Raw genomic sequence first — 19,130 nt, forward strand, 5'->3', positions numbered from 1 at the left:
CCCGACGCGTCGGCCGGTCGACCATCGACCGGCCGACGTTCGCGTGCCCAGGAGCACGGCGGAAGAGCCCGAAGCGAATGTGTGTTCGACGCGTGACATGCGTTAGGGTGACCGGGTGACCGCCGACCTCCAGCTCCCGGGCCCGCCGTCGCACGCCGGTTACGACCGCGTGCCACCCCACAACCTCGAAGCCGAGATCAGCGTCCTGGGCAGCATGCTGCTGTCCAAGAACGCGATCGCCGAGATCGTGGAGTTCGTGGGGCCTGAGGAGTTCTACCGGGGCGCTCACCGCACGATGTACGAGGCGATCCGCGATCTGTACGACCGCGGTGAGCCGGTGGACACGGTGACGCTGGCCGACGAGCTCGAGCGCCGCGGGAACCTCGACAGCGTCGGCGGCCTGGTGGCCATCACCGATCTGATCTCCCAGGTACCGACGGCTGCCAACGCCGGCTACTACGCGCGGATCGTGGCGGAGCACGCACTCCGTCGTCGGCTGATCGACGCGGGCACCGACATCACCCGGCTCGGCTACGACGCGGGCACCGAGGCCGACGCCGCCGTCGATCACGCCGAGGCGACCGTGTTCGCCGTCGCGCAACGCAGCTACGGGCGCGAGCTGTCGCCCATGAAGGATCTGCTGTCGCAGGCGTTCGAGCTGATCGAGAAGCGGTCAGAGACGCGTCAGGCCGTGACCGGTCTGCCGACCGGCTTCGCCGACCTGGACGAGCTGACGAGCGGTCTGCAGCCGGCGAACCTGATGATCCTGGCGGCGCGACCGGGCCTGGGCAAGTCGACGCTGGTGACCAACATCGCCACACACGTCGCGGTCGAGCTGCGCAGGCCCGTGGTGATGTTCTCGCTCGAGATGTCGCAGATGGAGCTGCTCGAGCGGGTGCTCGCGGCGCAGGCACGGGTCGACAGCAACCGCATCAAGACGGGCCGGTTGCGGGAGGACGACTGGCCGAAGCTGTCGCAGGCCATGGGTCGCCTGCACGAGGCGAACTTCTACATCGACGACACGGCAGGCATCAACCTGATGGAGATCCGCTCCAAGTGTCGACGCCTCAAGCAACGCCACGGCCTGGACCTGATCGTCATCGACTACCTCCAGCTCATGCAGTCCCACCGCACGGTCGAGAACCGCGTGCAGGAGGTCAGCGAGATCAGCCGTGGCCTGAAGGTGCTGGCGAAGGAGCTGGACACACCGGTGATCGCGCTGTCACAGCTGTCGCGCAAGCCCGAGGACCGCGGCGACAAGAAGCCGCAGCTGTCGGACCTGCGTGAGTCCGGCAGCATCGAGCAGGACGCCGACATCGTGGCGTTCATCTACCGCGACGACGTGTACGACCCCGACGCGGTCAACAAGGGGCAGGCGCAGCTGATCGTCGCCAAGCACCGCAATGGACCGCTGGCGTCCATAGGGCTGGCGTTCATCGGCAACCAGGCGCGGTTCGGCACCCTGGCACGCGGCGCGTCCGCCGCGCTGTAGCCGCCCGCCGCGGCCGGTCGCGGCGGCGAGATCGTACCGGGGCGTCGGGTCGCCCGGACCACCGACCGCCGGTGCCGCTGATCCCACGTCGTGACGCTCAGCGCGCCGCGGATCCGGCCGGCTGCGCCACCGGCGGGTCGGATCCGGTGCCGTCGTCGGTGGCCATGAAGCCGAGCCGCCGCGAGATCTGCTGGGCGGCGTCCACCGCGAGACGGCCGACGTCGGGCAGCCGTTGCGGTGTGAGGCGGAACTTCGGTCCCGACACGCACACCGTGGCGAGCACGGCGCCGTCGGCGCCGTGGATCGGCGCGGCGACGGCGTTCAGGCCGAGCTCCAGTTCCTCATCGGTCGCGCTCCACCCCTGAGCCCGGATCCCGGCCAACTGCTCACGCAGCACATCCGGGTCGGTGATGGTGTTGGGCGTCATCGGCGCGAGGTTGCCGCCGAGGATCTCGTCGCGAACCCGCTCGGGAAGGTGCGCCAGGAACACCTTGCCGGTCGAGGTCGAATGCAGGCCGGTGCGCCGGCCCAACCAGTCGACGCTGACGACCGATGACGAGAGGTTGACCTGGTCGATGTTGACGACCTCTCCGCCCTCCAGCACCGCGATGTTGACGGTCTCGCCGGTCTGCTCGCTCAACCACTCGCACACGGGCCTGGCGGACCGGGTCAGGTCGAGGCCCGCGCGCACCGCACTGGCCAGGCGGACCAACGCGAACCCCAGCCGGTACTTCTGGGTCTCGACGTGCTGCTCGACGATGCCGCGCTGCTCCAACGTCGCCAGCAGGCGGAATGCCGTCGACTTGTGGATGCCGAGCTCGCGGGCCAGGGTCGTGACGCCCATCCAGCCCTCGCGCTCCAGGATCTCCAGGATCGTCAGCGCTCGATCCACCGACTGGACAGCAGGACGCGCTTCACCCGCGTTGCTCATGGAGCAACGATGACCGCACATTGCGGAGAATGCAATGCGTATGGAGAAACAACGCAAGAAAGATCGCCAAGGCTGCCGCATCGCGGCAAACAGGCAACCTCAGCATGCCACCCGCACGACCACATTGCCGACACCCCTTCTCGTGCGCGACCTGCGGCCGTAGCCTTGCGGCAGGTTCGACCTGGAGGTGACCATGCTCGCACCCCGTCACACGCCGGACGACTACCTGCGCGGGGAGACGTACGCGCCGACCCGGGCTCCGGTCGAGTACGCAAGCACCCTGCTGCCCGACGCGTACCGGTCCGAACAGTTCTTCGCGGTCGAGCAGCAGCAGGTGTTCTCGCGCGGGTGGTTCGCCGCCGCGCACACGACCGACGTGGCCGTTCCCGGCGCCGTTCGGACGGTCTCGATCGCCGGCCGGTCGATCATCCTGACGCGCGATCGGGACGGCGTGCTGCGCGCGTTCCACAACGTGTGCCGGCACCGCGCGGCGCAGCTCGTGACGGAGGAGTCGTGTCAGCTCAAGCGGTTCCGCTGCCCGTACCACAGCTGGGCCTACGCGCTCGACGGGCGGTTGCTCGGCGCGCCGCTGTTCGAGGGCTCGGGCATACCGGTCGACCAGCAGCCGATCTTCGACACCGGTCGTCTGCCGGCGTTCGACATGGCCGACTACGGCCTGCTGCCCGTCAGCGTCGGGGCGTGGGCGAACCTGGTGTTCGTCAGCCTCGAACCCGATCCGATGCCGCTCGATGCCTGGCTGGGGGACCTGCCCGACCGCCTCGCCGGCTACCGACTCGACGAGATGACGGTCGTCGCGGAGCAGACGTACGACGTCGCGGCCAACTGGAAGCTGGTGGCAGAGAACTTCATGGAGTACTACCACCTGCCGTGGGTCCACCCCGAACTGGTCAAGGTGTCGCGCATCGAGGACCATCACCGCTTCCAGGGGCCCGGCCTGTACACCGGCATGTCGACGTCTCCGATCAACCGCGACACCGCGTCGGGCTGGACCGCGTTGACCGACGCGCCGACGCTCCGTGCTGACGACGCGGTCAGCGGGCGCTTCATCTGGATCCTGCCCAACGTCGCGCTGTCGGTCCTGCCCAACCACGTGTTCACGGTGCTGGCGACGCCGATGTCGCACGACCGCACGCTCGAGCGCACCACGATCGGCCTCCCGCCGCACACGGCTGACGATCCGCAGATCGCACCGGCCCTCGACGAGTTGGCGACGTTCTGGGATCACGTCAACAGTGAGGACATCGCGATCGTCGAACGCGTGCAGCGTGGCATCGCCAATCCCGCGTACACCGGTGGACGGATGTGCTACCGCTTCGAGGAGCCGCTGCACCGCTTCCAGAACATGGTGATCGACCGGATGGTGGGTGTGGACCGGATCCCTGACGGCGACGGCGACGATCCGATGTTCGTCGACGTCGCCGCCGATCGGTTGTCGGCGGAGACGATGATCGAAGCGGCCGACGCCGCCGACGGGCGCACGTGAGCGCTGCCCGCTACACCCGGTCGAGCGCGTCGTCGAGGGCCGACAGCAGGTCCGCGGCGTCCTCCATGCCCGTCGAGTCGGTGTCGACCAGCGCCACGTCGACATCCCAGGCCGACAGGAACCCGGTGAACAGCTTGCTCGTGCCGCCGTAGGTGTCGGTCACCGACACGACGCGGCGGCGCGGAGCCAGCAGGGCGTGCAGGGGTTGCCCCGCCACGGGCGCGGGCCTCGCCGCCCCACCCGGCGGTCGCGCCCGTCCCGGGTTCGCGCGGCGAGCGATCTGTCACGGTCGTTCTCTGTCGTCGGCGGTGCTCGCGCCGAATCGTATGTGGTGCATCCGGGCGGGGGTCCCGGGTCGTATCACCGGGTACGGCAGCGTCCGGACCACGGACACCAAGACAGACAAGGAGCATCGAATGCGCAAGCGCCTCATCGTCCTCGCCGCCACGATCGCGATGGCCCTCGCGGTGCCGGGCACGGCGATGGCCGGCTACGGCAAGACCATCAACGACGGTTGCGGGGCCAGCTACGGACAGCTGGTGTCGCAGGCCCGGGCGATCGGCCACGTCACCGGCGCCGTCAGCGGCGCGAAGAACTTCGTCGAGAGCGGCCTGGCCGCGGCCCACGGCTGCGACGTCTGACGCGACGCACCGCACACGATCCGATGAGGCCCGCCCCGGCGGGTCTCGTCGCATGTGGGAGGCGACCCGCCCACGCGTGCCAGCGGATTGATCTCTGCGGCACGACCCCGTAACGTCCGCCGCACGATCCGTCGACGAGGAGTCTCCGGCCGTGGGTGACGCTCCGATCCGCACCGCGCACGACGGCCGGGTGCACACGATCACTCTGGCCTCCCCGCACAACCGCAACGCGTTGTCGCGGCCGCTGCTGACAGGGCTGCGCACGGCGCTGGGCGCCGTCGCCGCCGACGATCAGGCCCAGCTGGTCGTGCTGCGTGCCGAGGGGCCGGCGTTCTGCGCCGGTGCGGATCTCCAGGAGGCTGCCGCAGCCGACGCCGCCGCACAGGCGGCCACGTCCGACCGCATGCTCGGTGTGCTGCGCGCGATCGTGACGCTACCGGTGCCGGTGCTCGCGGTCGTGCACGGACCCGTGCGCGCCGGCGGGATCGGTCTGGTCGCCGCGTGCGATCTGGCCGTGGCGTCGGCCGACGCCACGTTCGCCGCCGGCGAGGTGCGACTCGGCCTGGCACCTGCCGTCATCTCGACCGTGGTGGTCCCCCGGCTGAGCGACCGCGACGCGTCCCTGCTGCTGCTGGGAGCCGGGACGATCGCCGCGCCGGAGGCGGCCGAGGTCGGACTGGTCACCGCCGCCGTCCCGCCGCACGACCTGGATGCGAAGGTCGCCGACGTCATCGAGCAGCTGTGTGCATCGCCCCGGCAGGGCCTGGTGGCGACCAAACGCCTGTTGAACCGGTCGCTGGTCGCCCGCATCGATGCCGACGGGCCGGCCATGGCCGAGCTGTCGGCCAATCTGTTCCAGTCCGAGGTCGCGCAGTCCCGCTTCCGACAGTTCCTCGGCGGCTGAGCGCTCGGACGATCCCGGCGACCGGCCCCGGTTGACGGGATCGGACGACGACACAGAAAGGCGAGGTCATGAGTGACATGTCGAGCGGTGGGCCGCCGGCGCAGTACGGGGATCTGCGGGCGATCTACATCAACTGCACGTTGAAGCGGTCGCCGGAGGGGTCGCACACCCAGGGGTTGGCGGACCGGTCGATCGCGGTCATGGAGGCGCAGGGGGTGACCGTCGATCAGGTCCGTGCAGTCGATCATGAGATCGCGACGGGGGTGTGGCCGGACATGACCGAGCACGGCTGGGACGCCGATGCGTGGCCCGGCATCTTCGAGCGGGTGATGGCCGCCGACATCCTGGTGTTGACGACGCCGATCTGGCTGGGTCAGCACTCGTCGGTGTGCACCCGGGTGATCGAGCGGTTGTACGGCAACAGCCATCTGCTCAACGACGCCGGGCAGTACGCGTACTACGGGCGGGTGGCCGGGTGCCTGGTGACGGGCAATGAGGACGGGATCAAGCACTGCGCGATGGGCATCCTGTACTCGTTGCAGCACGTGGGGTACGTGATCCCGCCGCAGGCCGACGCGGGGTGGATCGGTGAGGCGGGTCCGGGGCCGTCGTATCTGGATGAAGGGTCGGGGGGTCCCGAGAACGACTTCACGAACCGCAACACGGCGTTCATGACGTGGAACCTGCTGCACACGGCGCGGATGCTCAAGGATGCCGGCGGCGTGCCGGCGTACGGCAACCAGCGGTCGGAGTGGGACGCGGGCTGCCGGTTCGACTACCCCAACCCCGAGCACCGCTGACCCCATCCCCCACAGTCGGGCGCACGGCGGGAGTCACCCGTCGCGGTGGGCGGAACGCCCGTCGAGCGGGCCACCATGCCAGCGCTCGATCAGCCGTCGCGCGATCGACACGCGCGGCGGCAGGATCACGTCCTCGCGTGCGACCGCGTCCCGCAGCGCCTGTCGTGTGAACCAGCGCGCGTCCACGATCTCCTGGTCGTCGGTCGCGATGGTCGTGGTCGTGGCGTGCGCGATGAAGCCGACCATCAGGCTGCGCGGGAACGGCCACGGTTGGCTGCCCAGGTAGGTCATCCGGTCCACGGCGACCGATGTCTCCTCGTGGACCTCGCGGACCACGGCCTGCTCGAGCGACTCGCCGGGCTCGACGAAGCCGGCCAGCGTCGAGAACCGCCGTGCGGGCCACCGCGCCTGGTGACCTAGCAGCAGGCGGTCGTCGTCGTCGACGACGGCCATGATCACCGCCGGGTCCACCCGAGGATGCTGCAGCGAGCCGTCGACGGGGCAGACCCGGAGCAGTCCGGCCTCGCGCACATCGGTCGCCGTTCCACACCGGGGGCAGTGACCGTGGGACGCGTGCCACGCCTCCAGCGCGACCGCGGTGGTCATCAGGCCCGCGTCGCGGTCCGACAGCAGCGCGCCGATCTCGCGCAGGGTGGCCGGCCGCCCTGTCGCCGGTGGACGACCGGCGATACCGAAGATCGCCGTGCCGTCGTCGTCGACGCCGAGCAGCCACGGCAGGGTGCCGCCGTCGACGGGCGCCTCGGCCGGGCTGACCAGCAGCAGTGCGGGCGGGTCACCGTCCACGGCGACCGAGCCGTCGTGGACCGCCAGGACGCGTGAGGCGGGATCGCTCCAGCGACGCGCGAGCCAGGCGTCGTCGGTGCGGTGGCGGGCGGCACGGTCGACCGTGCCACGCGCCAGTGACAGATCGGCCAACGGTTGTGTGGTCACCGCAGTCACGCTCCCCTGACGCACGCCACCTCACGCCCGGTGTGCCCGTCACGCCGACGGCGGAAGATGGGGCCACGCTGGTGCGCCGGCGATCCCCTCGTCTAGGCTGACCGCCTGATGCCACGGACAGCCACGCGGTACTCGGCGCTCGAACTGCTCCGCCGCGGCGTGACCGGGGCCGCCTGGCCGCGGGTGTGGCGCACGCCCGAGCTGCGGCCCACGGCCGACGTCGTGATCATCGGTGGCGGCGTCCACGGCCTGGCCACCGCCTACTACCTTGCCGCCAACCACGGCATCACCGACGTCGCGGTGGTCGACAAGGGCTACATAGGGGGCGGGGGGTCGGGCCGCAACACCGCGATCGTCCGCTCGAACTACCTCACGCCGGAAGGCGTCACGTTCTACGACCGCTCCGTGGCGCTGTACGAGCGGCTGTCCGCGGAGCTGAACTTCAACGTCATGTTCTCCCAGCGCGGTCACATGACGCTCGCGCACAGCGACGCATCGCTGCGCACGATGCGGTGGCGGGCGGAGGTCAACAAGCTCGCCGGCATCGACTCGGAGGTCGTCGACGCATCGGAGGTCAAGCGGCTCGCGCCGCCGTTGGACACCTCGCGCCACACCCGCTACCCGATCCTCGGCGCCCTGTACCATCCGCCCGGCGGCATCATCCGCCATGACGCCGTCGTGTGGGGCTACGCCCGCGCCGCGACGGCGCTGGGCATCCGCATCCACCAGCACACCGAGGTGACCGGCATCACGGTGGCGTCCGGCCAGGTGCGGGGCGTCACGACGACTGCGGGCGAGATCGTCGCGCCGGTCGTCGTCAACTGCACGGCCGGCTGGTCCTCGCTGGTGGCCGACATGGCCGGCGTCCGGCTGCCGATCAGCACGTTTCCCCTGCAGGCCGCGGTCACGGAGCCGGTGCGGCCGTTCCTGCCGACGGTGGTCGTGTCGGGCACAGTGCACGTCTACGTCAGCCAGACCGACCGGGGAGAGCTCGTGTTCGGCGCGTCGGTCGATCCGTTCACGTCGTACGCCACCCGCGGCAGCCTGACGTTCCTCGAAGGGCTGGCGGGCCACGTGCTGCAGCTGATGCCCCAGCTGTCGCAGTTGCGGGTGCTGCGCCAGTGGGCCGGCCTGTGCGACATGACCCCCGACTTCTCGCCGATCATGGGCGTGACACCGGTCGACGGCTTCCTGGTCGATGTCGGCTGGGGAACCTACGGCTTCAAGGCCGCTCCCGTGGCGGGCGAAACGATGGCCCAGCTGGTGGCGACCGGCAGGACGCCGGAGCTCATCGCCGACTTCGATCTCGCGCGGTTCGCCGACGGACGGCTCGTCGGCGAGAAGGGCGCGGCGGCCGTGGGGCACTGACCCGACCGGTGATGCGGATGACCGACGACCACGCAGGAGCTGCGGCCACGCCGGGCGCCGGCACCGGGCGGCCGGGGCGGCGACCGTGATCGAGCTGCACTGCCCGAACTGTGGGCCACGCAACGTCGATGAGTTCCGCTACATCGGCGAGCGGCGCGTACGACCCGATCCCGCGACCGCGGATCAGGTGGCGTGGCGCACCTACCTGTACCTGCGCGTCAACCCGGCGGGATGGACCGACGAGACCTGGCTGCACCGCAACGGCTGCCGCCGCTACCTCGTGGTCGAGCGTCACACGGTGTCCAACGTGGTCCGCAGCGTGCGTGAGGCGGTCGGCGACGCGACCGGCGTGCACGCCCGAGCCGGACAGCCGGCGCACACCGACGGCGCAGCGTCGCCAGGGACGGGCGCGTGAGCACGGTCACCGGCCACGACGCCATGCGGCTGGGCGTGCAGCCCGGTGAGGTGATCGACCGCACACGCGAGGTCCGGTTCTCGTGGAACGGGGAGCCCCATCGCGGCTACGCCGGCGACACGATCGCGTCGGCCCTGGCCGCCGACGGCGTGCGGGTGCTCTCGCGCAGCTTCAAGTACCACCGTCCGCGCGGGCTGCTGACGGCGAGCTTCCACGACCCGGGCTGCATCGTGCAGGTCGGCGACGAGCCCAACGTCCGTGGCGCGCACCGACGTGTCGTCGATGGCATGGACGTACGTGCCCAGAACGCCTGGCCGTCGCTGCGCTTCGATGTCAAGGCGGTCAACCAGCTGCTGTCCCCGTTCCTGTCGTCCGGCTTCTACTACAAGACGTTCATGGCACCGCGGCCACTGTGGCCCGCGTACGCGCGGGTCCTGCGCCGGTTCGCAGCGGGCGGCCGCGTGCCGTCCACGCCGCCCCACGCGACCTATGACCAGCGTCATGCCCACGCCGACGTGGTCGTCGCCGGTGGCGGTCCCGCCGGCATGGCGGCGGCCGCGGCGGCCGCGGTCTCGGGAGCACGCGTGCTGCTCGTCGAGGAGGAGCACGCGCTGGGCGGGCACCTGCGCTGGAGCGGGCCCGACGCGCGGGCGGCCCTGGCCGAGTTGCGCGACGCGGTCACGGCCGCGGGGGTCGAGGTGCTGACCGACGCCGTGGTGACAGGTCGCTACGACGGCAACTGGATCGCGGTGCTGCAGCGCGGGCCGGAGCAGGCGACCGAGCGGCTGGTGAAGGTGCGCGCCGGCAGCCTCGTCGTGGCGCCGGGCCTGATCGAACGCCCGTATGTCTTCGCCGGCAACGACCTGCCGGGCGTGCTGCTGTCGACGGCGGTGCGACGCCTGGTCAACCTGTACGCGGTGCGCCCCGGTACCGCTGCGGTCGTGCTGACCGCGAACGACGCGGGCGACGCCGCGGCCGACGACCTGGCCCGCGTGGGCATCGACGTCCGCGCCGTGCTCGACGCGCGCGCGGGCCGCGACGTCGTCCGCGCCCGTGGCCGTGGTGGGGTGCAGGCCGTCGAGTGCGGTGACGGCCGCACGATCGAGGCCGATCTGCTGGTCACGGCGACCGGTTGGACCGCGCCGACCGCGCTGCTCAACATGGCGGGCGCCGTTCCGACGTACGAGCCGCACGCGGCGCGGTTCCTGCCCGGCGACCTGCCGCCGGACGTCCAGGTGACCGGTGGGATCGCCGGTGACGGGCCGCTCGAGGACGTCGTCGACCACGGTCGGGCGACCGGTACCGCGGCGGCAGAACACGCGCTGACCCACCGTCGGCGGACGACCGCGGCCTCGCGGAGGGATGTTCCCGATGACCAGCCGGTGCTGCGGGCGGCGGATCACCCTGCGCTGTTCCGTGCCCGCACGCACGGCTTCGTCGACTTCTCGGAGGACGTGACATCGAAGGAGCTCGTGGGCGCGGTCCACGAGGGCTACGACCACATCGAGCTGGCCAAGCGCTACACGACCGCCACGATGGGCCCGCTCCAGGGCAAGCTCGAGGTCGTCAACACCGTCGCCGTCGTGGCCGAGGCCACCGGCAGCGGCATCGCCGCGACCGGTACGACGGTGTGGCGTCCCCCGTACGCGCCCATCAGCCTCGGCGCGCTCGCCGGACGCGTGCACGAGCCCGTGCGGCGCAGCCCGTTGCACGACTGGCACGTCGAGCACGGCGCGGCGCCGCTCATCGCCGGCGCCTGGATCCGTCCTGACCACTACGGTGACCCCGCCGGCGAGGCGCGCAACGTGCGGGAGGCCGTCGGCATCATCGACGTCACCCCGCTCGGCAAGCTCGACCTGCGGGGTCCCGACGTGCCGCGACTGCTGAACCAGCTGTATGTCAACAAGTGGTCGAAGCTGCCGGTCGGCGCCGTGCGCTACGGCGTCATGTGCACCGATGACGGCGTGGTGTTCGACGACGGCGTGACCGGCCACCTCGGCGACGACCACTACCTCATGACCACCACGTCGTCGGGCGCGCTCGCGGTGTGGGAGTGGGTCGAGAACTGGCTGCAGACCGAGCGGCCGGACTGGCGGGTCCACGTCACGCCGGTCACCACCGCGTACACCAGCATCAACGTCGCAGGTCCCCGGTCCCGCGAACTGCTGGCCCGGCTCGTCGACGGCGTCGATCTCGATCCCGACGAGTTCGGCTACATGCGGGTGCGTCGCGGGACGGTCGCAGGTGTCGCCGACTGCGTCATGTGGCGGATCGGGTTCACCGGCGAGCTGAGCTTCGAGCTGCACGTGCCGTCGGGCTACGGCCTGCACGTGTGGACCAGCCTGCTCACCGCGGGCGACGACCTCGGCATCCGGCCGTTCGGCGTCGAGGCCCAGCGCATCCTGCGGCTGGAGAAGGGGCACGCGATCGTCGGTCAGGACACCGACGGATTGACCCAGGCCTACGGTGCCGATCTGGAGTGGGCGGTCAAGCTCGACAAGCACGACTTCGCCGGCAAACCGGAGCTGGTGTGGCAGAAGGTGCGCGGCGACCACGACCACCTGGTCGGGCTGCAACCGGTCGACGGGTCGGTGGTGCCACCGGAGGCGAGTCAGATCGTCGAGTCCTCGACCACGATCGTGGGGCGGATCACGTCGAGCCGGATGTCCCCTACGCTGGGCCGATCGGTCTGTCTCGCCCACGTCGCGCCGCACCTCGCCGAGCCCGGAACGCTCGTGACCGTCGTCCTGCCGGACCGCCGTCGCATCCCCGCACGCGTGATGCCGCAGCTCGCGCACGTCGATCCCGACGGTGTGCGCCTGCGCGGCGAGCCGCCGTGGCGTGACACTCCTCGCAGCGTCCCCATCGCGACGCCGCTGGCCCACCCGCCGGTCCCGGTGACCGGCCCGGCGGGTGTGATCGGTGGCTGGCGCGTGGGCACGGGCCGTAGCAACGCCGCGCTGCGGCTCGCCGACCACAGCGCGCTGGCCTGCACGTGGGTGCTCGCCCCGCGCGACGGCGCTGCAGCGGCGACGCTCGCGCCCGCGGGGCGCGCGGAACGGCGGTCGGATGGGGCCCTCGTGTGCGGCCTGGGTCCCGGCGAGTGGCTGATCGTCACCGCCGCCGGCGACACCGACGCGGTCGGACGCGTGCGCGCGGAGGTGCCCGGCCACAATGGGTTGGTGACGGTCATCGATGTCACCCACGGCCGGGCGCTGCTGCGGTTGACGGGCGAGGATGCACCCGCGGTGCTGGCGAAGGTGTGCGCGATCGACCTGCACGACGACGTCACCCCCGACGGCACCGCCCTGCGCACGAAGGTCGCGGCGGTCACCGCGGACCTCGTGCGTGACGACCGCGACGGCACACGCTCGTATCTCGTGGGCTGTGAGTGGTCGTCCGGGCGATACCTGTTCGACGAGATTCGACACGCCGGCGTCGAGTTCGCCGTCGCCGTGGACGGGTTGCACCCGTGACACCGTGCGGCTCCGCCCGCACCCGACGTCGGGGGAGATTGTGAGGCGCGTGCGATGACACTGACACAACGACTGGCCGATGGTCCGGTCATCTGTGCCGAGGGCTACCTGTTCGAGCTCGAGCGGCGCGGCTACCTCCAGGCGGGCGCATTCGTTCCCGAGGTGGTCGTTGACCACCCCGAGAAGGTGGCGCAACTGCACGAGGAGTTCGTCCACGCCGGATCGGACGTGGTGCAGGCATTCACCTACTACGCGCACCGTGAGAAGCTGCGGGTGATCGGCCGCGAGCACCTGCTCGAGCAGCTCAACCGCGACGCGCTGACCATCGCGGCACAGGTCGCCTCCGCGCACGGTGCGCTCCTCGCCGGCAACGTCTGCAACACCAACGTGTTCGACCCCGACGACCCGGTGCGCGTGCGCGAGGTCCGGGCCATGTTCGCCGACCAGGTGGGCTGGATCGCCGAGGCGGGCGTCGACGTGGTGATCGCCGAGACGCTGTGGTGGGGCCAGGAGGCGCTGCTGGCCCTCGACGTCATCCGCGAGGTCGGGCTGCCCGCGGTGGTGACCCTCGCGCCGCACCGGTCCGGGACGACCCGGGAGGGATGGAGCTATGCCGACGCATGTCGACGTCTCGCGGACGCCGGCGCGCGCGTCGTCGGGCTGAACTGCATCCGCGGTCCCGCGACGATGCTGCCGCTGCTCGACGACATCGTGGCCGCCGTCGATGTCCCCGTCGCCGCGCTGCCCGTGCCGTACCGCACGACGCCGGAGGAGCCGACCTTCCAGGCGCTGCGCGATCCCGGCTACGACGGTGCGCTACCGGGTGACCGCCCGTTCCCCACCGCACTGGACCCGTTCACGTGCCATCGGTACGAGGTCGCCGACTTCACGGCCGCGGCGCGTGACGCAGGTGTGCAGTGGTTCGGCCTGTGCTGTGGCGCGGGACCGCACCACCTCCGCGCCGTGGCCGAGGTGCTGGGACGCAGGCCGCCGGCGTCGCGGTACTCCCCCGACATGAGCCGGCACGCGTTCCTCGGCACCGACGCCAGGCTCCCGCGACAGGCGGACGGCATCGGCGCCCAGCTGTAGGTGCCCGGGTCAGGTTCCTCCGACAGGTCCGAGATGACAGCGACACCGGGACAACGCGAGCGGGTGGTGTGGCGTGATCTCGCCCGGACCGCGGTCGTGCTTGCTGCCGTGTGGTTGGCGACGCTGGCGGTGCCGGACGCGCAGATCGCGATCGTCAGTCCGTCGCTGCGGGTGGCGCTCGAGACGCTGCGCCTGTGCGTCGTCGGACTGGCCGCGCTCGTGCTGGCACTGCCCCACGACCAGCACGGCTCGGTCGTCCGCAGTGCGTTCGTCGCGGCGCTCACGGTGATCGCGGCATCGTCGGCGCTGCTCGGCGTGCTGCCCAACATCGTCGGCGAGACCACCGGCGCCTTCATGGCTCCCCCGGACCCCTTCTACCCGTGGCTCGCTTCCCGCTACGTCGCCGGCGCGCTGTTCGTCAGTGCGGCCGTGCAGTGGCCGCGTGCGCGGATGCGCGTGTACGTGATGGTCGCCCTCGCGGCGTTCATCGCGCTTGGTGCCGCGCTCACCGCGGTCATGCCGCCGATCGATGACACCGCCGCCCGCACGGCGATGTGGATGGTCAGCCTGGAGCTGCCTCCGCTCGTGCTGTTCGCCTTCGGCGCGTGGCTGGCCGCACGCCACGCCGCGGCTGACGGCAGTGCGCTGGAGCGCTGGTTGGCGCTGTCGCTGCTGGTCGGCGTGTTCACCCAGCTCCAGGCGATCCGGCAGCCAGACGTGCTGGGTCCCCTGGTCACCGGCACCGACCTGTTGCGGATGATCAGCACCGCCCTGCTGCTGGTGGGCGCCACGGCGCAGGTGCGGCAGATGTCCCGCGACAGGGTCCGCGTGATGCGCATGCAGCGCCACGAGCTGGATGAGCGCGACGCGATGGTGCGCGAGCTCGCGCGGTACGTGTCGCGCGAGGAGACGTTCCGGGCCGTCGTCCATCACGAGCTGTCCACGCCCGTCGCCACGATCCGCGCCTACGCCCACGTGCTCGGCCACGTCGACGCCGAGGACGGTCGGTGGCGCGACGCGCTGGCGGGCCTGATCGCCGAGGCGGCAAGGCTGCACGAGCTGATCGGGCGCATCGATGAGCTGCGCGCGCTCGAGTCCGCGGACCTGCGCTGCACGCTCCGGCCGGTGCGCGCTCTGCCGCTGCTGCAGGACCTCGCGCGCTACACCCGCGCGCTGCCGGGTCCCCACCACGTCGAGGTCCGCGCCGACGACGTGCGGATCCTGGCCGACCCGGTGCGCATCGGCCAGGCCCTGCGCAACGTGGCCACCAACGCGGTTCGCTACTCGCCGGACGGTGGTCGCATCACCATGATCGGCGAGGTCGCGGGCGACGATCGTTACCATCTGGCGGTCGTCGACGAGGGCATCGGCATCGATCCGGACGCGGTCGGCACCCTGCTTGCCTACGCCGGCCGCGGAGACAACGTCGCGACCATCGACGGATCGGGCATCGGGCTGTACGTCGCCCGGCGGGTCGCCGAGGCCCACGACGGCCGACTGAGCATCGAGCCCAACCTGCCCGCGGGCACGCGGGTGACGATCGAGGTGGGGTGCGCATGATCCGTGTGGTGATCGTCGAGGACCACGTCAGCTACGCACAGGCACTGGGCGCGGTGATCGACCTCACGGAGGACGTCGAAGTCGTCGGAGCGACGACGAGCGCGTCCGATGCCACGTCGGTCGTCGCGCGGCTCGCGCCCGACGTCGCGATCGTCGATCTCGATCTGCCGGGGGGCAGCGGCATCGAGGTGATCGACGGTGTGCGGCGCGAACGACCGTCCATCGGATGCGTCGTGCTCACGGCCCTGACCGACGAGGCCGAGCTCGGACGCGCCGTCGAGGCGGGTGCCGCGGCAGTGCTGCACAAGTCGGTCGACGTCACCGAACTGCTCGACGTCGTGCGCCGTGTCGCGTCAGGGCAGACGGTGCTGCACGCGGGCCCGACCTCGGCCTGGCTGCGCACCTTGGCCGCCGAGCGCGAACGCGGCTGGTTGGCGCAGGCGATCGACGGCTCGCTGACGCGGCGGGAGCGCCAGATCCTCCGGTTGCTCGCAGCCGGGCAGGGCGGTCCCGTGATCGCCGCTGAGCTGGGCATCACCCAGGACACGGTGCAGACCCACGTGCGCAACCTCCTCGGCAAGCTCGGCGTCGGCACGCGGCTCGAGGCCGTGGCGCTCGCGCTACGCCTCGGTCTGGTGTCGTCGGAGGGCACGACGCCGCCCTGACCCGGCGATCCGCAGACCGAACTCACTGGTTTCGGGTAGGTCCCCGCACGTTGGATCGCGCATGCTTGTGCCCATGACGCCCATCTCCGCGATGCCCGCTGCACGCCGCCACCGCCGGTGGCTGCTGTGTGGATGGGCGGCAGTCGCCGTCGCCGTCGCCGGGCTCGGGCTCCTGCCGCTGTGGCCCGGCCTCGCGGCGTGGATCGTCCTGGCCGGCGCCGTGACCGCCCATTGGGCCGGCCGGCAGGCGTCCGACTGTGGTGTCCTGGCACAACGAGCAGGCCTGACCCTGAGTCAGGTCGCGGTGGTGCCTGCACGGGTCCGCCCACGGTCGTCGACTCCGGTGGCCGACATCGCCCGCATGCGCGCCGCCGGCTGCGGGGTCGTGTCGGTCGCCGGGGTCGATCGCCTCCTGGCCCTGGAACGGATCGACCGCTACGACATCGAGACACTGCTCACCGGCCAGTGGGCGCATCTGGCCCGGGTCGCGTGCGAGCTCGACGGTGAGCTGCCCGTCGACCACCTCACGCGCCTGCCGAGCGAGGGCGAGGTGTGGCTGGTCCGCACCTCCGTCATCAACCTCGCCGTCGGCGCGGCCCAGCTGCGGCAGGGCCACCGGCGCGTCCGGCGGGGGCGCCGGGAGCCGGTGGGCCCCGTCGCGCCCGGCGCGGATCTTCGACATCGCGGGCGGAGGCGGGGCGAGCCGGTGCTGCGTCCATGACGGTCCTGGCCAGCGGCGGCCTGTCCTCGGAGCAGCTGCTGGTCTTCTGGGCCTCGCTCGCGACGTTGCTCGGCGTCGCGCACCTGCTCGGCGCCCTCGCGCGGCGTCTCGGGCAACCGACCGTCGTGGGCGAGCTGGCCGCCGGGATCATGCTCGGACCGTCCGTGATGGGCGGCATCGTGCCCGGGGCGCAGGCCTGGTTGTTCCCGGACGATGCGGTCCAGCGGGCGCTGCTGATGGCCGTGTCGTGGATCGGGGTCGTCCTGCTGCTGGTGTGCACGGGGTTCGAGACCGATCTCAAGCTCCTGCGACGCCTCGGACGCGCCAGCGCCGCTGTCGCGACCGGCAGCCTGATCGTGCCGCTGGCGGGTGGCGCGCTCCTTGGATGGCTGCTGCCGCGGACCTTCGTCGGTGACACCGGTACGCGCTCCAGCTTCGTGCTCTTCATCGCGATCGCGCTCAGCATCTCGGCGCTGCCGGTCATCGCCAAGGTGCTGTTCGACCTCGGCCTGATGCGCCGCGAGCTCGGGCAGATCACGATCGCCGCCGGGATGACCAACGACCTCGTCGGCTGGATCCTCCTCGGCGTCGTCGCCGGCATGGCCAGCTCGGATGCGTTCTCGCTCGCCACCCTGCTCCGCGGCGTCGGCGGGCTCGCCGCGTTCGTCGTGGCCGCCTTCACGATCGGCCAGCGGGGCGTCGACCGACTGCTGCGACGGACCCGGGAGGCCGGGCGTCCGGCCACACTTGCCGCGGCCATGGTCATCGTCGTGCTGGCGGCGGGCGTGGTCACGCAGTGGCTCGGGGTCGAGGCGGTGCTCGGAGCGTTCATCGCGGGCATCGTGCTGGGCCGGTCGCGGTATGCGGACCGCCACGCGCAGGACGTGCTCGAGACCGTCACCCACGGCGTGTTCGCGCCGATCTTCTTCGCCGCCGCTGGCCTGTCGGTGGACCTGGGGCGTCTCGCCACGCCGACGGCGATGGCCTGGACGGCGGCGGTGATCGCGGCCGCCACGTTGACCAAGTTCGCCGGGGCGTACGTGGGAGGTCGGATCGGCCGCCTGACTGCCAGGCACGCCGCCGCGCTGGGCGCCGCGCTCAACGCGCGCGGTGCGCTCGAGATCGTCGTGGCGACAATCGGCCTGAACCTGGGCGTGCTCAACGAGACGTCCTACGCCGTGATCGTGGTGATGGCACTGGTGACATCGATGGCCGCGGGCCCGGCGCTCACGGCCGTGCTGCGCGGCGAGCGCATCGCCGCGGGCGAGTCCGCGAGGCTCGCCCGCGAGGCACTGCTGGCCGGCAGCGTGGTCGGCGCGACGTCCGCGCTGCTGCCCACGCGCGGCGGGACGAACTCGATCCCAGCCGCGCGCGTGCTGGACGCCATCCTCGAGCCGGACGCCCGGCTGACCGTGCTCACCGTGCACGCCTCGAGCAACGACGTCGCCCGTCGGCAGGGCGCCGCGGCGGTCGGTGCGCTGTCATCGGTGGTGCGCGACCACCTGGTGGACTGGATCGACCGGGTGGAGGACGAGGCCGCGGGGGCGATCCTCGCGGAGGCGCGCCTGGGCTACGGGCTCATGGCGCTCGGGATGACCCGTGGCGCCGGGACGCCGGCGATGTCGCCGACGCTGCACCGCGTCATCGCGCATGCGCCCGTGCCCGTCGTGCTGGTCAGCCGCAGTCGGGCCGTTGACACGGTGGAACAGGAGATCCGTCACATCGTCGTCGCCTCGACGGGAACCAGGACGGGACGTGCGGCGCAGGACGTCGCCTTCGCCACCGCGGCCCGGCTGGGCGCGCAGGCACATGCCGTGCACGTGGTCGCCACACCCGCGTCCCATGAGCCGGATCTCGCGGGCGTGGCGGCACCGTCGTCCGGAGACGAACTGCTCGCGGCCTCCGCGCACATCGCAGCGGGGTTCGGGCAGACCGCAGCGCTGCACCGCGCCCACGGAACGATGCCGGCCCAGGAACTGCTGCGGCACGCCGACCGCGTCGACGCGGACCTCGTGGTCGCCGGCACCGAGTCGCACGTGTCCGGCGACAGGGTGTTCCTCGGCTACGACGCCGAGTACCTGCTCGCCCACTCGACCCGCACGCTCGCGTTGGTGCTGCTCCCACGCTGAGCGGACGCCCCGCAGCCGGGCGGCGGGGCGTCGTCGTGGAAGGGCCTATGACTCGAGCGTCGCGTCCAGCGTGATCTCGGCGCCGGCCAGCACCTTCGACACCAGGCAGTTCTTCTTCGCGCCCTCGGCGAACTCCTGGAACGTGTCGGCATCGATGCCCGGGACGCGACCGGTGACCTCGAGGTGGATGGTCGTGATCCTGTTCTGACCGGGGTCGAGCGTGACGGTCGCGTCGGTCGCGACGCTCTCGGGCGTGTGGCCCTCGCGCGCGAGGTCGGCGGACAACGCCATCGAGTAGCACGCGGCGTGGGCGGCCGCGATCAGTTCCTCCGGGTTGGTCTGATCGCCGGACTCGAACCGCGACACGAAATTGTACGGACCCGAGTAGAGACCGCTGCCGAGGCTCAGCCGGCCCGCACCCTCCTTCAGGTTGCCCTCCCACCGGGCGGAGGACGTGCGCTGGAGCGTCATCGGA

The 19,130-nt window shown here is 71.6% G+C and carries 17 protein-coding genes; 13 read left to right on the top strand and 4 right to left on the bottom strand.

Annotated elements, in window-relative coordinates; translation table 11 throughout:
* Positions 1 to 115 precede the first annotated feature (115 nt).
* On the top strand, positions 116 to 1,492 hold the full coding sequence (dnaB, locus tag VFZ70_15775; protein ID HEX6257266.1) for a replicative DNA helicase: 1,377 nt from the start codon (positions 116 to 118) through the stop codon (positions 1,490 to 1,492).
* A gap of 97 nt (positions 1,493 to 1,589) precedes the next feature.
* Here dnaB and VFZ70_15780 read toward each other — a convergent pair whose 3' ends face one another.
* Positions 1,590 to 2,423, bottom strand: coding sequence for an IclR family transcriptional regulator (locus VFZ70_15780; protein HEX6257267.1), 834 nt, complete (start codon positions 2,421 to 2,423; stop codon positions 1,590 to 1,592).
* 193 nt (positions 2,424 to 2,616) lie between these two features.
* Between VFZ70_15780 and VFZ70_15785 the strand changes: the two genes are divergently transcribed.
* Positions 2,617 to 3,927, top strand: a complete 1,311-nt coding sequence (locus tag VFZ70_15785) for an aromatic ring-hydroxylating dioxygenase subunit alpha (protein ID HEX6257268.1) — start codon at positions 2,617 to 2,619, stop codon at positions 3,925 to 3,927.
* 10 nt (positions 3,928 to 3,937) lie between these two features.
* Here VFZ70_15785 and VFZ70_15790 read toward each other — a convergent pair whose 3' ends face one another.
* Positions 3,938 to 4,144, bottom strand: coding sequence for a hypothetical protein (locus VFZ70_15790; GenBank protein HEX6257269.1), 207 nt, complete (start codon positions 4,142 to 4,144; stop codon positions 3,938 to 3,940).
* A gap of 199 nt (positions 4,145 to 4,343) precedes the next feature.
* Here VFZ70_15790 and VFZ70_15795 point away from each other — a divergent pair, with 199 nt between their 5' ends.
* The 3 genes from VFZ70_15795 to VFZ70_15805 all read left to right on the top strand — a co-directional run bounded on the left by VFZ70_15795 (position 4,344) and on the right by VFZ70_15805 (position 6,272).
* Positions 4,344 to 4,568 (top strand): hypothetical protein, encoded by a 225-nt coding sequence (locus VFZ70_15795; protein ID HEX6257270.1) that lies wholly within the window; start codon positions 4,344 to 4,346, stop codon positions 4,566 to 4,568.
* Between the two features lie 151 nt (positions 4,569 to 4,719).
* Positions 4,720 to 5,472 (top strand): enoyl-CoA hydratase-related protein, encoded by a 753-nt coding sequence (locus VFZ70_15800; protein ID HEX6257271.1) that lies wholly within the window; start codon positions 4,720 to 4,722, stop codon positions 5,470 to 5,472.
* Positions 5,473 to 5,540: 68 nt separating this feature from the next.
* Positions 5,541 to 6,272 (top strand): NAD(P)H-dependent oxidoreductase, encoded by a 732-nt coding sequence (locus VFZ70_15805; protein ID HEX6257272.1) that lies wholly within the window; start codon positions 5,541 to 5,543, stop codon positions 6,270 to 6,272.
* A 33-nt stretch (positions 6,273 to 6,305) separates the two neighbouring features.
* Here VFZ70_15805 and nudC read toward each other — a convergent pair whose 3' ends face one another.
* A complete protein-coding gene (nudC, locus tag VFZ70_15810) occupies positions 6,306 to 7,223 on the bottom strand; it encodes an NAD(+) diphosphatase (GenBank protein ID HEX6257273.1) in 918 nt (305 codons plus the stop codon).
* A 117-nt stretch (positions 7,224 to 7,340) separates the two neighbouring features.
* On the opposite strand from nudC, the gene VFZ70_15815 reads away from it, so the two are divergent.
* The 8 genes from VFZ70_15815 (at position 7,341) to VFZ70_15850 (ending at position 18,655) form a co-directional block, all read left to right on the top strand.
* Positions 7,341 to 8,600, top strand: a complete 1,260-nt coding sequence (locus tag VFZ70_15815) for an FAD-dependent oxidoreductase (GenBank protein HEX6257274.1) — start codon at positions 7,341 to 7,343, stop codon at positions 8,598 to 8,600.
* Between the two features lie 85 nt (positions 8,601 to 8,685).
* A complete protein-coding gene (locus VFZ70_15820; protein HEX6257275.1) occupies positions 8,686 to 9,015 on the top strand; it encodes a sarcosine oxidase subunit delta in 330 nt (109 codons plus the stop codon).
* Positions 9,012 to 12,491, top strand: a complete 3,480-nt coding sequence (locus VFZ70_15825) for a 2Fe-2S iron-sulfur cluster-binding protein (protein ID HEX6257276.1) — start codon at positions 9,012 to 9,014, stop codon at positions 12,489 to 12,491. The genes VFZ70_15820 and VFZ70_15825 overlap by 4 nt, the downstream gene beginning before the upstream one ends.
* Positions 12,492 to 12,545: 54 nt before the next feature.
* The gene (locus tag VFZ70_15830) at positions 12,546 to 13,580 is read left to right on the top strand and encodes a homocysteine S-methyltransferase family protein (GenBank protein ID HEX6257277.1); all 1,035 of its coding nucleotides are present in this window, start codon (positions 12,546 to 12,548) and stop codon (positions 13,578 to 13,580) included.
* Between the two features lie 33 nt (positions 13,581 to 13,613).
* Complete coding sequence (locus tag VFZ70_15835; protein ID HEX6257278.1) at positions 13,614 to 15,140, top strand: HAMP domain-containing sensor histidine kinase; 1,527 nt, start codon at positions 13,614 to 13,616, stop codon at positions 15,138 to 15,140.
* Positions 15,137 to 15,805, top strand: coding sequence for a response regulator transcription factor (locus tag VFZ70_15840; protein HEX6257279.1), 669 nt, complete (start codon positions 15,137 to 15,139; stop codon positions 15,803 to 15,805). The genes VFZ70_15835 and VFZ70_15840 overlap by 4 nt, the downstream gene beginning before the upstream one ends.
* Before the next feature lie 61 nt (positions 15,806 to 15,866).
* Entirely contained in the window at positions 15,867 to 16,526 is a 660-nt protein-coding gene (locus VFZ70_15845; GenBank protein HEX6257280.1) for a hypothetical protein, read from the top strand.
* Complete coding sequence (locus VFZ70_15850) at positions 16,523 to 18,655, top strand: cation:proton antiporter (GenBank protein HEX6257281.1); 2,133 nt, start codon at positions 16,523 to 16,525, stop codon at positions 18,653 to 18,655. The genes VFZ70_15845 and VFZ70_15850 overlap by 4 nt, the downstream gene beginning before the upstream one ends.
* 45 nt (positions 18,656 to 18,700) lie before the next feature.
* On the opposite strand, the gene VFZ70_15855 is transcribed toward VFZ70_15850, so the two are convergent.
* Positions 18,701 to 19,126: an OsmC family protein gene (locus VFZ70_15855; GenBank protein ID HEX6257282.1), complete on the bottom strand. Its 426-nt coding sequence runs from the start codon at positions 19,124 to 19,126 to the stop codon at positions 18,701 to 18,703.
* Between the last annotated feature and the right edge of the window lie 4 nt (positions 19,127 to 19,130).

The organism is Euzebyales bacterium (assembly GCA_036374135.1).
Taxonomy (GTDB): Bacteria; Actinomycetota; Nitriliruptoria; order Euzebyales; family JAHELV01; genus JAHELV01.